General features: G+C 64.9%; 11 protein-coding genes and 1 tRNA gene. 7 read left to right on the top strand and 5 right to left on the bottom strand.

Annotated elements, in window-relative coordinates:
* Positions 1–23: 23 nt before the first annotated feature.
* Both ACE103_RS25025 and ACE103_RS25020 read left to right on the top strand, forming a co-directional pair.
* Positions 24–1,082: a phosphotransferase family protein gene (locus tag ACE103_RS25025; protein WP_375775262.1), complete on the top strand. Its 1,059-nt coding sequence runs from the start codon at positions 24–26 to the stop codon at positions 1,080–1,082.
* A 380-nt stretch (positions 1,083–1,462) separates the two neighbouring features.
* Positions 1,463–2,377 (top strand): DMT family transporter, encoded by a 915-nt coding sequence (locus tag ACE103_RS25020; protein ID WP_375775261.1) that lies wholly within the window; start codon positions 1,463–1,465, stop codon positions 2,375–2,377.
* Between the two features lie 102 nt (positions 2,378–2,479).
* Here the strand turns inward: ACE103_RS25020 and lepB are convergent, their stop codons facing one another.
* The 3 genes from lepB to ACE103_RS25005 all read right to left on the bottom strand — a co-directional run bounded on the left by lepB (position 2,480) and on the right by ACE103_RS25005 (position 5,623).
* Positions 2,480–3,238: a signal peptidase I gene (gene lepB, locus ACE103_RS25015; RefSeq protein ID WP_375775260.1), complete on the bottom strand. Its 759-nt coding sequence runs from the start codon at positions 3,236–3,238 to the stop codon at positions 2,480–2,482.
* Positions 3,239–3,277: 39 nt separating this feature from the next.
* Complete coding sequence (argE, locus tag ACE103_RS25010; protein WP_375775259.1) at positions 3,278–4,447, bottom strand: acetylornithine deacetylase; 1,170 nt, start codon at positions 4,445–4,447, stop codon at positions 3,278–3,280.
* A gap of 390 nt (positions 4,448–4,837) precedes the next feature.
* On the bottom strand, positions 4,838–5,623 hold the full coding sequence (locus tag ACE103_RS25005; protein WP_375775258.1) for an SDR family NAD(P)-dependent oxidoreductase: 786 nt from the start codon (positions 5,621–5,623) through the stop codon (positions 4,838–4,840).
* Between the two features lie 152 nt (positions 5,624–5,775).
* On the opposite strand from ACE103_RS25005, the gene ACE103_RS25000 reads away from it, so the two are divergent.
* Complete coding sequence (locus ACE103_RS25000; RefSeq protein WP_223967321.1) at positions 5,776–6,483, top strand: histidine phosphatase family protein; 708 nt, start codon at positions 5,776–5,778, stop codon at positions 6,481–6,483.
* A gap of 76 nt (positions 6,484–6,559) precedes the next feature.
* On the top strand, positions 6,560–7,327 hold the full coding sequence (locus tag ACE103_RS24995; protein ID WP_375775257.1) for an SDR family NAD(P)-dependent oxidoreductase: 768 nt from the start codon (positions 6,560–6,562) through the stop codon (positions 7,325–7,327).
* Positions 7,328–7,501: 174 nt separating this feature from the next.
* Here the strand turns inward: ACE103_RS24995 and ACE103_RS24990 are convergent, their stop codons facing one another.
* Entirely contained in the window at positions 7,502–8,725 is a 1,224-nt protein-coding gene (locus ACE103_RS24990) for a serine hydrolase domain-containing protein (protein ID WP_375775256.1), read from the bottom strand.
* Positions 8,726–8,894: 169 nt separating this feature from the next.
* Here ACE103_RS24990 and ACE103_RS24985 point away from each other — a divergent pair.
* Positions 8,895–8,970 (top strand) — tRNA-Trp (locus ACE103_RS24985).
* 64 nt (positions 8,971–9,034) lie between these two features.
* Here the strand turns inward: ACE103_RS24985 and ACE103_RS24980 are convergent.
* Positions 9,035–10,240, bottom strand: coding sequence for an ABC transporter substrate-binding protein (locus tag ACE103_RS24980; protein ID WP_375775255.1), 1,206 nt, complete (start codon positions 10,238–10,240; stop codon positions 9,035–9,037).
* Between the two features lie 186 nt (positions 10,241–10,426).
* Here ACE103_RS24980 and ACE103_RS24975 point away from each other — a divergent pair, with 186 nt between their 5' ends.
* The gene (locus tag ACE103_RS24975) at positions 10,427–11,191 is read left to right on the top strand and encodes a FadR/GntR family transcriptional regulator (RefSeq protein WP_375775254.1); all 765 of its coding nucleotides are present in this window, start codon (positions 10,427–10,429) and stop codon (positions 11,189–11,191) included.
* 65 nt (positions 11,192–11,256) lie between these two features.
* On the top strand, positions 11,257–12,870 hold the full coding sequence (locus ACE103_RS24970; RefSeq protein WP_375775253.1) for an acyl-CoA synthetase: 1,614 nt from the start codon (positions 11,257–11,259) through the stop codon (positions 12,868–12,870).
* Positions 12,871–13,010 lie beyond the last annotated feature (140 nt).

Below are 13,010 nucleotides of genomic sequence, written 5' to 3'. Positions count from 1 at the left end.
AACTGAATTGAGGGAGCGTCATCGTGGCGGACGGCGTCAGGAAAGACGAAGAATTTTCCGGCACAAGGGAAGTCGAGGAGCGCCATCGTATCAACGAGGCGAACCTCGCGGCCTGGATGCAGGAACACGTCGAGGGCTATCAGGGCCCGCTCAAGGTCCTGCAATTCAAGGGTGGCCAGTCCAACCCGACCTACAAGCTCGAGACTCCCGGCCGCAATTATGTGATGCGTCGCCGGCCGTTCGGTAAATTGTTGCCGTCGGCCCATGCGGTGGATCGCGAGTTCCGCGTCATCGCGGCGCTCGGCAAGCAGAATTTCCCGGTCGCGAAAGCCTACGCGCTGTGCACCGACGATGCGGTGATCGGCTCGGCCTTCTACATCATGTCGATGGAGGAGGGGCGGGTGTTCTGGGATCCGACGCTGCCGAGCCAGGAGCCCGACGCACGCCACAAGATATTCACCAGCAAGATCGAGACGCTGGCGAAGCTGCACATGCTCGATCCCGAAAAGATCGGCCTCGGCGATTTCGGCAAGCCCGGCAATTATTTTGCGCGCCAGGTCGACCGCTGGACCAAGCAGTACCGCGCGTCCGAGACGCAGCACATTCCGGAGTTCGAGAAGCTCGCGGAGTGGCTGCCGAAGACGGTGCCGGAGCAGAAGCGCGTCTCGGTCGTGCACGGCGACTATCGCCTCGACAACATGATCTTCCACGCCACCGAGCCGCGGGTGCAGGCGGTGCTCGATTGGGAATTGTCGACGCTCGGCGATCCCATGGCCGACTTCACCTATCTGTTGATGCAGTGGACCATGCCGGGCCTCGCCAATGCCGACCTCAAGGCGTTGAACATTCCGAGCCAGGACGAGGCCGCGAGGATCTACTGCGACGTCACCGGCATGGCTGTGCCGGATCTGAACTGGTACTTCTCCTACAACCTGTTCCGCCTCGCGGGCATCACGCAGGGCATTGCGGGCCGCGTCCGCGATGGCACCGCCGCGAATGCCAAGGCCCTCGAGTCGGCCAAGCGCACCGTGCCGCTGTCGCAGGCGTCATGGGAATACGCGCAGAAGGCCGGCGCAATCTGACAACGAAAACGCGGCGCGATCCCCCAGGGTTCGCGCCGCTTCTGCTTCCGCCTTACCTCGCCCCGCTTGCGGGGAGAGCATAGGCCGCCTCCGGCGGCCGTTCTCTAGAATGCCGAACCGCAGCTTCGGCTACGTCGCATCGCAAGATGCGGTCCGGGTGAGGGGAGTCTCCGCAAACACATCTATCGCCGTTGATACGGCGAAAGCTCCTCACCCCAACCCTCTCCCCGCACGAGCGGGGCGAGGGAGCACAATCGCGCCGCTTCTGCGTGGTGCGGCATGTTTCCGCATTGTAGCCATCTGTGACTTGAGTTCGCAGCGCCGCTTTGGCAAGTCAGTCCGGTCAACGCCCGCCCTGGTCCTGATCGGACATTTTCACTTTGGCCCTTTCCCCGAATCTTCGCGGCAGCCTGTTCATGGCTGCGGCCATGGCCAGCTTCACGGCCAACGATGCCATCACCAAGGCGGTATCGGCCGAGCTCAACATCGGCGAGATCCTGCTGGTCCGCGGCCTGGTCGCGATGATGCTGGTCGCAGCACTTGCCTGGTACCGCGACGCGCTGCGCAGTTTTGGCGCGCTGCTGATCTGGCCGGTCGGACTGCGCGTCATGGGCGAGATCGGCGGCACGCTGACCTATCTTTCGGCGATCGCGCAGATCCCCCTCGCCAATGCGTCGGCGATCTTCCAGGCGCTGCCGCTCGTCATCACGCTCGGGGCGGCGCTGGTGTTCGGCGAACCGGTCGGCTGGCGGCGCTGGCTTGCGATTGCCGCAGGCTTCATCGGCGTGCTGGTCATCGTCCGGCCGGGGGCGGAGGGCTTTAGCCAGGCGTCGCTGCTGGCGTTGGCGTCAGTCGGCTTCTGCGCGGTGCGCGATCTCGCCACCCGCCGCATCCCGAAACAGCTGCCGACCGTGTTCATTACGCTGCTCACCACCGTGACGGTGACGACGGCCGGCGCTGCCGTTCTTGTCCCGCTTGGCGGCTGGCGGCCGCCGTCGGGCCACGCGCTCGGCCTGCTGGTGCTGGCCGCGGTGCTGATCCTGATCGGCTACCAATGCATCATCGTGTCGCTGCGCACCGGCGACATCTCGGCAGTGGCGCCGTTCCGTTACTCCGCGTTGCTGTGGGCGATGCTGCTCGGCTATCTCACCTTCGGCCACCAGCCCGACGTGCAGATGCTCGCTGGCGCTGCGATCATCGTGGCCTCCGGCCTCTACGCCTTCTACCGCGAGCGCAAGCGCGACAAGCTCCGCCCGGCCGCGACGGGTCCGGGTCTGCCGCCGGATGGGTTGTAGAGATTTGTAGGGCGGATTAGCCGAAGGCGTAATCCGCCGACGGTGCCGCGACGCAGGAGCGGCGGGTTACGCCTTCGGCTAACCCGCCCTACGCACCGAGCATCAGTGAATGCCGGCGAACAGCCGGTTCCAGCGCACCGAAGCCGGCCAGCGCCACACTTGCCATGCCGGCGCTTCATTGCCGATCGAGAAAAAGATCACCTTGGCTTGTCCGATCAGGTTCTCGAACGGCACGTAGCCGACGCCGCCGCGCGCAGGCGGCACGCGGCTGTCGGCCGAGTTGTCGCGGTTGTCGCCCATCGCGAAGAAATGCCCCGGCGGCACCACATAGACCTGTGTGTTGTCGTATTCGGAACGCTCGATGCGATCGAGCGTGTCGTAGCTGACTCCGTTCGGCAGCGTCTCGCGCCAGCGCTTGACGCGGACCGGGCGCGGCCCCTCGTCACGGTCGACATAATCATCGACCCGCTCGCGCTTGACCGCGGCGCCGTTGATGTACAGCGCACCGTCGATCATTTGAATGCGATCGCCCGGCAGGCCGATCACCCGCTTGATGAAATCAATCGAGTCGTCGCTCGGCAGCCGGAACACCACGACATCGCCCGGCTTGGGCTCGGAGCCGAAGATGCGGCCGGAGAACAGCGGTGGCGAGAACGGCAGGGAGTAATGCGTGTATCCGTAGCTGTACTTCGAGAGAAACAGGTAGTCGCCGACCAGCAACGTCGATTCCATCGACTCCGACGGAATGTTGAAGGACTGGAACAGGAAGGTGCGGATCACCAGCGCGATGATCAGCGCCTGCACGGCCACGCGGAGGGTTTCCGATACGCCGCCTTGCTGGCGTTCTTTCTCGGTCGACATGGTCCCGGGCTCCCGTTTCACGCCCTACGCAGCAGAATATCACTTCGCGCAATGCGCGATCAGCCGGGCGACGAACTCGCCGCAGGCCTCGAGCTGAGACATCTCGACGAACTCATCCGGCGTGTGCGCCTGCGCGATTCCGCCGGGGCCCACTACCACCGACGGCACATCCGCCATGCTGACGAACAGGCTGGCCTCGGTGCCGAACGCGACCTTGGCGTGGTCGTTGCGGCCGGCGAGCTGCTTGGCGAGGGTGACGATGGCAGCGTCAGCTGCGGTGTCGAGCGCGGGGTAGTCGAGGATTTCCTCGAAATCGATGCCGCAGTCCGGATGGCGCTTCCGCATGGCAGGCTCGATCTCGGCCTTGGCCCAGGCGATGATCGCGTCCGTCACCTGTCGGGACTCGGTGATGCCGATGCCGCGGCATTCGAACTCCACCACGCAACTGTCGGGCACGATGTTCAGTGCGGCGCCGCCATGCACGATGCTGGTGAGCAGGGTCGAATGCGCGACGTCATAGAGACTGTCTCGCTCGGCATCCGCGGCCAGCAACGCGGCGCGGCGGCGGATTTCGGTGATCAGGTCGGCGGCGTATTCGATGGCGTTGACGCCGTCGGGCGCGATTGAGGAGTGGCGGGCGAGCCCGCGGAACGTGGCGCGCACGCCGTGCTTGCCCTTGTGGCCGATGATCACCTGCATCCGGGTCGGCTCGCCGACGAAACAGCCGAGCGGCTTGATCGGCTTGCGTGCGACCTCGCGCAGCATCGGGCGTACGCCGACGCAGCCGATCTCCTCGTCATAGGAAATCGCAAGGTTGATCGGCGTCTTCAGATCGGCCGCGAGCATTTCCGGGACCATCGCGAGACAGACCGCAACAAAGCCCTTCATGTCGGTGGTGCCGCGGCCGTACAGCCGCCCGTTGCGCTCGACGAGCTCGAACGGGTTGTGGCTCCAGTCCTGTCCGGCGACCGGCACGACATCGGTATGCCCCGACAGCACCAGCCCGGGTTTGTCATCGGGGCCGACCGTCACCCACAGCGAGGACTTCTGTCCGGTGTCATCGACGATGCGCTGTCCGCTGACGCCAAGCGAGCCGAGGTAGCGCTCGATGTAGTCGATCAGGGGCAGGTTGCTGCGGTCGCTGACCGTGTCGAACGCGACGAGGTCGGCCAGTAGCTTGCGGATACGGTCGGGGCGTTGATTTTGCATTGCCTGTTCGGGTACGAGGGAGTGTGCAGGGAATTGCTGATGTGCCGGCGATCCTGCCAGCAAAGTATAACAGCTGGTTTGCCTGCCGCCGCCAAGCAATATTCGGACCGTTGCCTGCCGATCAAAATGCATCCGCGCCGTGACATGGTGGGTTTAGCTTTGCTCTACCCGTCCTACGGCTCTCGATGCGCGGCACATTCGATGTCGTCCTGGCGAAAGCCAGGACCCATTACCCCAAATGAGAATTGTTGCGTGATGCTGGGGCCGCGTTCCCGGTCACAATCAAGTTTGGCGGTTTTGGGTCCTGGCTTTCGCCAGGACGACGGTGGTGGATGTGGCGCCGTCATCGCGCCATTCGCGGGCTTGCGCCGCGAACGGAGAGTACCGTCGTTAAATCGGCTTGCCCGTATACGGCATCGACGCGGTGAGGCCGCCGTCGACCGGGATGGCCTGGCCGTTGACATAGGACGCCTCGTCGCTTGCCAGGAACAATCCCATCGCGGCGAGTTCGTGCGGCTGGCCGGGGCGCTTGAGCGGATTGAGCTGGCCGATCTTGTCCTGGGTGCCGCGCTCCTTGGCGCGATCGAACACCGGCTTGGTCATGCCGGTCTCGATCAGGCCCGGGCAGACCGCGTTGATGCGCACGCCGGTGCCGGAGAGCGAGTAGGCCGTGGTCTGCACCAGGCTGATGACGCCGGCCTTGCTCGCGCCGTAGGGATGTCCGCTGGCGCCGGACTTCAGGCCCGCGACGGAGGCGGTGCAGACGATCGAGCCGGAGCCCTGCTTGGTCATGTGCGGGATCGAATGCTTGATCGCGAGGAACGGCCCGATTAGGTTGACGCGCAGCACCTCATGCCAATGTTCCGGGGTCTGGTCGGCGAGCGGAATGAGGCCGCCGCTGACGCCGGCATTGGCCCAGATCGCATCGAGCTTGCCGTACTTCGACAGCGCCTTCTCGATGAAGGCCTTCACGTCGCTCTCCGAGCCGGCGTCCGCAGTGACGGCTTCGACCGTGCCGCCGGCATCGCGCACCAGCTTGGCGGTCTCGTTCACGCCGTCGGTGCGATCGACCGCGATCAGCTTGGCGCCTTCCTTGGTGAACAGCAGCGAGGCGGCGCGGCCGATGCCGCTTCCAGCGCCGGTGATGATGACGGATTTGCCTTCGAGGCGGCCCATGAGTTTCTCCCTGTTCACGTGGTTAGTTCGAGTGATCCTTGGCGCGTCTGCCGCGCGACGGAATTCAAACAAAATTTCAAACGTCCGAAGCACTTGAGACGATGTGCGGCGTGACGTACAGCGACGGGGGACAGTATTGAAGGGCTCATCCGATGTCCAATCCAGACAAGCCTAACGTGACGGTGACGCGGTGGTGGTGGGTTCGCCACGCACCGGTGCGCAGCGACGGCGGCAACATCTACGGACAAGAGGATATCGATTGCGACACCGGCGATGTCGAAGTGTTCGAGGCAGTCGCCAAGATGCTGCCGCGCGATGCGGTGTGGTATTCGAGCAATCTGAAGCGCACGCACAAGACCGCGGAAGCGATCTGGGCCGCCGGCTTTCCGAAGCCGGCCAACATGACGCAGGAACGCGACTTCGCCGAGCAGCATCTCGGCCAGTGGCAGGGTATGAACCGCGCCGCGTTGCTCGCGAGCCAGCCGCCCGGCAGAAGCTGGTTTGCCGACGTCAACGAGCCCGCGCCCGGCGGCGAGAGTTTTATGGATCTCTATACGCGGGTTTGCCGCACGATCGTGCGGATCACGGCGGCAGAGCCGGGCAAGAACATCATCGCGGTCGGCCATGGCGGCGTGATCCGGGCCGCGGTTGGTCTTGCGCTCGGCGGCCAGCCGGACCGGGGCCTGTCGTTCGACATCGACAATGTCTCGGTGACGCGGCTCGATCACATCGCAGGCATCGGCCTGTCAACCTGGCGGCTGCCGATGGTGAACCAGCAGCCCTGGATTGCCGATCCGCGCCACGCCGCGATGCATCAGCCGTCCGGACCTGAAGTCCGGCCGGCGAGCAAGCTTGCGTGATTGCTGCTATCGCAACACCGGAACGCTGCCTAAGCTCAACCGCAGTATTCAAACACTTCACACCTGGGAGAGAAACATGACCTTGTTCGACATGAAGGGAAAAGTCGCCGTCATCACCGGTTCGACGCGCGGCATCGGGCTCGCCATTGCCGAGCGCATGGCCGAGCACGGCGCCAAGGTCGTGATCTCCTCGCGCAAGGCCGACGTCTGCGAGCAGGTCGCGGGCGATATCAACAGCAAGTTCGGCAAGGGCACCGCGGTCGCGATCGCCGCCAACATCTCGTCGAAGGAAAACCTGCAGAACCTGGTCGACGAGAGCAATCGCGCCTTCGGCAAGATCGACGTGCTGGTCTGCAACGCGGCGTCGAACCCGTATTACGGTCCGCTTGCCGGCATCTCCGACGATCAGTTCCGCAAGATCCTCGACAACAACATCGTCGCCAACAACTGGCTGATCTCGATGGTGGTGCCGCAGATGATCGAGCGCAAGGACGGTTCGATCATCATCGTGTCCTCGATCGGCGGTCTCAAGGGCTCGACTGTGCTCGGCGCCTACGCGATCTCGAAGGCCGCCGACATGCAGCTCGCGCGCAACCTCGCCTGCGAATATGGCAAGCACAATATCCGCGTGAACTGCATCGCGCCGGGCCTGATCAAGACTGATTTCGCCAAGGCGCTGTGGGACAATCCGGACACGCTGAAGGCCTCGACCGCGCGGTCGCCGCTGCTGCGCATCGGCGTGCCCGACGAGATCGCGGGCGCCGCAGTGTTGATGGGCTCGCGCGCCGGCGACTTCCTCACCGGCCAGACCATCGTGATCGACGGCGGCGCGACGATCAGCTGACGCGCGTTGTTGGTGCGCAAAGCGCGCCACATACTCAACGTGTCATCACCCGCGAAAGCGGGTGATCCAGTATTCCAGAGGCAGTCATTATTGAGCCGAGGGGCCGCGGCGTACTGGATCGCCCGGTCGAGCCGGGCGATGACGGTCTTGGATGTGGAGCGAGGCGTGCTCGCCTCACTCCACGGCCGCGTACACCCCGTTGCGCACCAGCGAGCGGGTATATTCGCGCTGGCCCGGGCCCTGCATCATGAAGACCGCGACCAGGTCTTCGCTCGGATCGATCCAGAAGAACGTGCCGGCCATGCCGCTCCAGAAGTATTGGCCGACCGAGCCGGAGAACGGCGCGATGCCCTGCTGCGTGCGCACGGCGAAGCCGAGGCCGAAGCTGTGGCCGGGCGACACCAGCGTGCCCTGGACCTTGACGCCGGCGCCGAGGTGATCTGAGGCCATGAATTCGAGCGTCTTGCGGCCGATGATCCTTGTGCCGTCGAGCGCGCCGCCGCCCAGCAGCATCTGCGCGAAGCGGGCGTAGTCCATCGTGGTCGACACCAGTCCGCCGCCGCCGGATTCCATCGCCGGCTTCTCCAGCATGTTGAACAGCTGCACCTTCTCATTGGTCCAGGGATCGCTCGCAAACGCCTCGGCAAGCCGGCCGGCATTGGCTTCCGGCGTGTGGAAGGCGGTCTCGTTCATCTGCAGCGGGGCGAGGATGCGCTCAGCGAGGAATTCGCCGAGCGTCTTGCCGCTGACGACTTCGATGATGCGGCCGAGGATGTCGGTGGAGCGGCTGTAGTTCCACTCGGCGCCGGGCTGGCAGATCAGCGGCATGCCGGCGAGCATGGTGGCGTGCTCGGCATTGGTGATCTTGCGGCTGCGCAGCCGCGACTGCTGATAGAGCTGCTGCACCGGCCCGTTGCCGGTGTGGTCATACGTCAGACCCGAGGTGTGGCGCAGCAGGTCCTGGATCGTCATCTGCCGCTGCACCGGGACGAGCTCGAGCTTGCCGTTGTGTTCGACGCCGACCTTGGTCTCGGCGAATTCGGGGATGAACTTCGCGACGGGATCGCTGAGCAGGAAGTGGCCGTCCTCCAGCAGCATCATGATGCCGATCGAAACGATCGGCTTGGTCATCGAGAAGATGCGGAAGATCGTGTCATGCGTCATCGGCGCAGACGCGCTCGGGCTTTGCCGGCCGATCGCGTCGAACCAGCCGATCTGGCCGCGCCGCGCCACCAGCACCGTGAAGCCGGGCGCGGTTCCCTTGTCGACCTCGCGCTTGAAGGTGTCGGACAGGGCCTGCAGCCGCGTGCTCGACAGCCCGATCGATTCGGGTTTGGCGAGGGGGAGGGACGGGGTGGTTTGACTGGAGGCGTGCTTGGTGGCGGTCTGGGCGTTCATGGTCTCTCCCGGGTTCTTGATTCTTGCGGCGGAGCGCCGACGTGGAGTGATGGCCGAAGTCTGGCGCAGAAGTTTTGCAATGAACAGAAGCTTCACCGCTTCGCCCTTGCAAACCGGCCATGCCCTGTGCTTGAAACGGCGCGAACCGGCGGCGACGCTGGTTCCCTGCAGGAGTGTAGCTCAATTGGTAGAGCACCGGTCTCCAAAACCGGGGGTCGCAGGTTCGAGCCCTGCCACTCCTGCCAGCTTTTCACTAATCATTTGAACGTGTTGGCCGAGGCCCTGGACCCCGGCCATGATTCTATTCACTCACTTGATGAGCGGGCAGCCGCCGTCCTTCAGCGGCCGGAACGCCTGGTCGCCGGGCACCTCCGCGAGCACCTTGTAGTAATCCCACGGCGCCTTCGATTCCTCGGGCTTCTTGACCTCGAACAGGAACATCGAGTGCACCATGCGGCCGTCCTCGCGCACCACGCCATTGTCCGTGAAGGCGTCGCGGACCGGGGTCGCGCGCATCTTTGCCAGCACCGGCTTGGTCTCCTTGGTGCCGGCGGCCTTCACCGCGTTGAGGTAGTGCAGGGTGGCGCTGTAGGTCGCGGCCTGGTTCATGGTCGGCATCCGCTTCATGCGCTCGAAGAAGCGCTTGCCGAAGGCGCGGGTGCGGTCGTTGAGATCCCAGTAGTAGGCTTCGGTGATGATCAGGCCCTGCGCGAGCTTCAGCCCGAGGCTGTGAATGTCCGAGATGAACATCACGATGCCGGCGAGATTCTGTCCGCCCGCGACGATGCCGAATTCAGCGGCCTGCTTGATCGCGTTGATGGTGTCACCGCCGCCATTGGCGAGGCCAACGATCTTGGCCTTCGACGACTGCGCCTGCAGCAGGAAGGAGGAGAAGTCCGGCGTGTTGAGTGGATGCCGGGCGCTGCCGAGCACCTTGCCGCCGGCGGCGCGGACCACGTCGCCGGTGTCGCGCTCGATCGAGTGGCCGAACACGTAGTCGGCGGTGATGAAGAACCAGCTGTCGCCGCCGTTCTTGACGATCGCACTGCCGACGGTGTGGGCGTTGGCGTAGGTGTCGTAGGTCCAGTGCAGCGTGTAGGGCGAGCAGGACTTGCCCGTGATGTCGGAGCTCGCCGCGTCCGTCACGATCATGATCTTCTCGAACTGCTTCGACATCTCCATGCCGGCGAGTGCAGTCGCCGAGGTCGGCATGTCGATGATCATGTCGACATTCTCGGCTTCGTACCATTTGCGGGTGATGGTGGCGGCGACGTCGGCCTTGTTGAGGGCGTCAGCCGTGACCAGCTCGATCGGCTTGCCGAACATCGAGCCGCCGAACTCCTCGATCGCCATCTTGGTGGCTTCGACATTCCCGGCGCCGCCGATGTCCGAATAGACCGACTGGAAATCGGTCAGCACGCCGATCTTGAGCGGCGTCTGTTGTGCGAGCGCGGGGCCCGCCAGCGCGGCGGCGATCAGGCCGGCCGCGGACAGACTCGTGACGATGGATTTCATGGTGATGCGCCTCCCCAGGTTGTTCTTATCGGTTTGTCCGACAAAGCTAGATTTGCCTGGTTCCGCTGTCAATTCCGGCCAACCGGGTGCGACAATCCGGCCAAAAGCCCTCGATTTGACGCTCCAGAGGCCTTCGCCTATCCTTTGTCCGACAAACGACAATCGGGAAACCCCGGAGAGCTGAAGATGCCCGCCACGCCGCTGTTCCGGCGCATCGACGTCGCGCCGGCCTATCAGAAGGTCGCGGACGCGATCGAACGCGAGATCGTCAACGGCCGGATCAAGCCGGGCGAGCCGATTGGCACCGAGCAGCAGCTGGTCGCGCAGTTCGGCGTCAACCGCTCGACGGTGCGCGAAGGCATTCGCGTGCTCGAGGAGGGCGGGCTGATCTGCCGCGATTCCAGCCGCCGCCTGCAGGCCTGCCTGCCGCGCTACAACAAGCTCGCCACAAGACTCTCGCGCGCGCTGATCCTGTACGAGGTGACGTTCCGCGAATTGTTCGAGACCTCGATGACGCTGGAGGTCGCGAGCGTCGAAGGCGCAGTGGAGCGCGCGACCGAGGCGAACATCGCCGAGCTCGCCGGCAATCTCGAGCGCAGTGCCGCGGTGGTCGGCAACCCCGCCGATCTCGCCGAGCTCGATGCGGAATTCCACGTGCTGATGGCCAAGGCCTCGCAGAACCGCGTGCTGCAGCTCGCCCGCGAGCCCGCCGCGCAGCTGTTCTTTCCGACTACCGAGATGATCGTCGGCGGCGTGCCGGAGGGCGGCGCGCGCCTCGTCGAGGCGCACCGCCACATCCTCGATGCGATCACGCGGCGCGACAAGGAGGCCGGCGTGCTGTGGACGCGGCGGCATTTGCAGGACTGGCGGCGCGGCTTCGAGAAGATCGCCTCGCTCGATCGCTCAGTCGAGCACACCTACATGGAACACGCTTACGCCGCCCGGCAATAGGGACGGCAAGGCGGAGAGCGACAAAGACAAGACAACGACAAAAAGCACATTCGGGAGGGACTCAAATGAGCGGAGACATCGCAGCAACCATCCAGCGCGCCCGCGAGCACAGCATCGGCGATCTGTTGCGCCGGTCGGCCAAGCGCTACCCCGACAAGACCGCGCTGATCTGCGGCGACGTGAGCTGGAGCTTTGCCGAGCTGGACGCGATCTGCAATCGGCTCGGGCGCGGCTTGCTGGCGCTTGGCATTGCGAAGGGCGATCGTGTTGCGGTGCTGTCGCGCAACTCGCATGGCTTTGCCGCGCTGCGCTTCGCGGTGGCGCGGATCGGCGCGATCCTGGTGCCGATCAACTTCATGCTCAATCCCAACGAGATCAATTTCATCCTCGCCAATTCCGGCGCGAAGCTGCTCGCGGTCGGCCCCGATTTCGTGGAGACCGGGCACGCAGCCGCCGCCAAGGGCTCGGCGGTCGAAACCCTGATCTGGCTGCCCGGCGAGGATCCGGCCACGGCGCCCGACGGCATCACCACCTTCGACAGCCTGCTGCACAGCGACGCTTCGGCGCCGGATGCCGCCGTCGACAGCCGCGATCCCGCGCAGATCATCTACACCAGCGGCACGGAGTCGTTGCCGAAGGGCGCGATCCTGACCCATGAAGCCGTCATGTGGCAGTATGTCAGCTGCATCATCGACGGCGGCATGGCGACCGACGACACTGTGCTGCACGCGCTGCCGCTCTATCACTGCGCGCAGCTCGACGTCTTCCTGGGGCCTGCGATCTATCTCGGCGCCACCAGTCTCATTACTGGCAAGCCGGTGCCCGACAATGTCCTGGCGCTGATCGCGGCCCACAAGATCAATGCGTTCTTCGCGCCGCCGACGATCTGGATCGCGATGCTGCGCTCGCCTTCGTTCGATCGCACCGATCTGTCGACCTTGCGCAAGGGCTATTATGGCGCCTCGATCATGCCGGTCGAAGTGCTGCTCGAACTGCAGCGCCGGCTGCCCGATGTAAAGTTCTGGAATTTCTACGGCCAGACCGAGATTGCGCCGCTCGCGACCGTGCTGGCGCCGGAGCACCAGCTGCCGAAGGCGGGCTCGGCCGGCAAGCCCGCGATCAATGTCGAGACACGGGTGGTCAAGCCGGACATGACCGACGTCGGGGTCGGGGAGGTCGGCGAGATCGTGCATCGCTCGCCGCATCTGTTGTCCGGCTACTACAACGATCCGGTGAAGACCGCGGCGGCGTTTGCCGGCGGCTGGTTTCATTCCGGCGATCTCGCGACCGTCGATGCCGACGGCTACATCACCGTCGTCGACCGCGTGAAGGACATGATCAAGAGCGGCGGCGAGAATGTCGCGAGCCGCGAGGTCGAGGAGATGATCTACCGGCTGCCTGGGGTCTCGGAGGTCGCGGTGGTCGGGCTGCCGGATCCGCGCTGGATCGAGGCGGTGACCGCGATCGTCGTGGTCAAGGCGGGCGAGAGCCTCGATGCCGAGGCCGTGACCAAGCACTGCGCGGCGTCGATGGCCCATTTCAAGGTGCCGAAGCGGGTCATCTTCGTGGATGCCCTGCCGAAGAACCCGAGCGGCAAGCTGCTGAAGCGCGAGCTGCGCCAGCGCTATGTCGGCGGCGCCACGCTGGATCAGGCGGTCCAGAAGAGCTTTGCCGGGTGATCCACCCGGCCGCCGCGGTGGGCGGCCGGGGCAACGGACCTCGTGCCATCAGCCTAAGTGCTTGATTCGAGAGGCCCAGTTTCAGCCTGCCGCGGTCCCGGCCGGGGTGGGGCGCGACCCCGCCGACCTTGACCTTTGGC

The sequence above is a fragment of the Bradyrhizobium sp. ma5 genome (genome assembly GCF_042258955.1).
GTDB lineage: Bacteria > Pseudomonadota > Alphaproteobacteria > Rhizobiales > Xanthobacteraceae > Bradyrhizobium.
The sequence above is the reverse complement of the archived record's forward strand: the minus strand, read 5'-3'. Positions and strand labels throughout refer to the sequence as shown.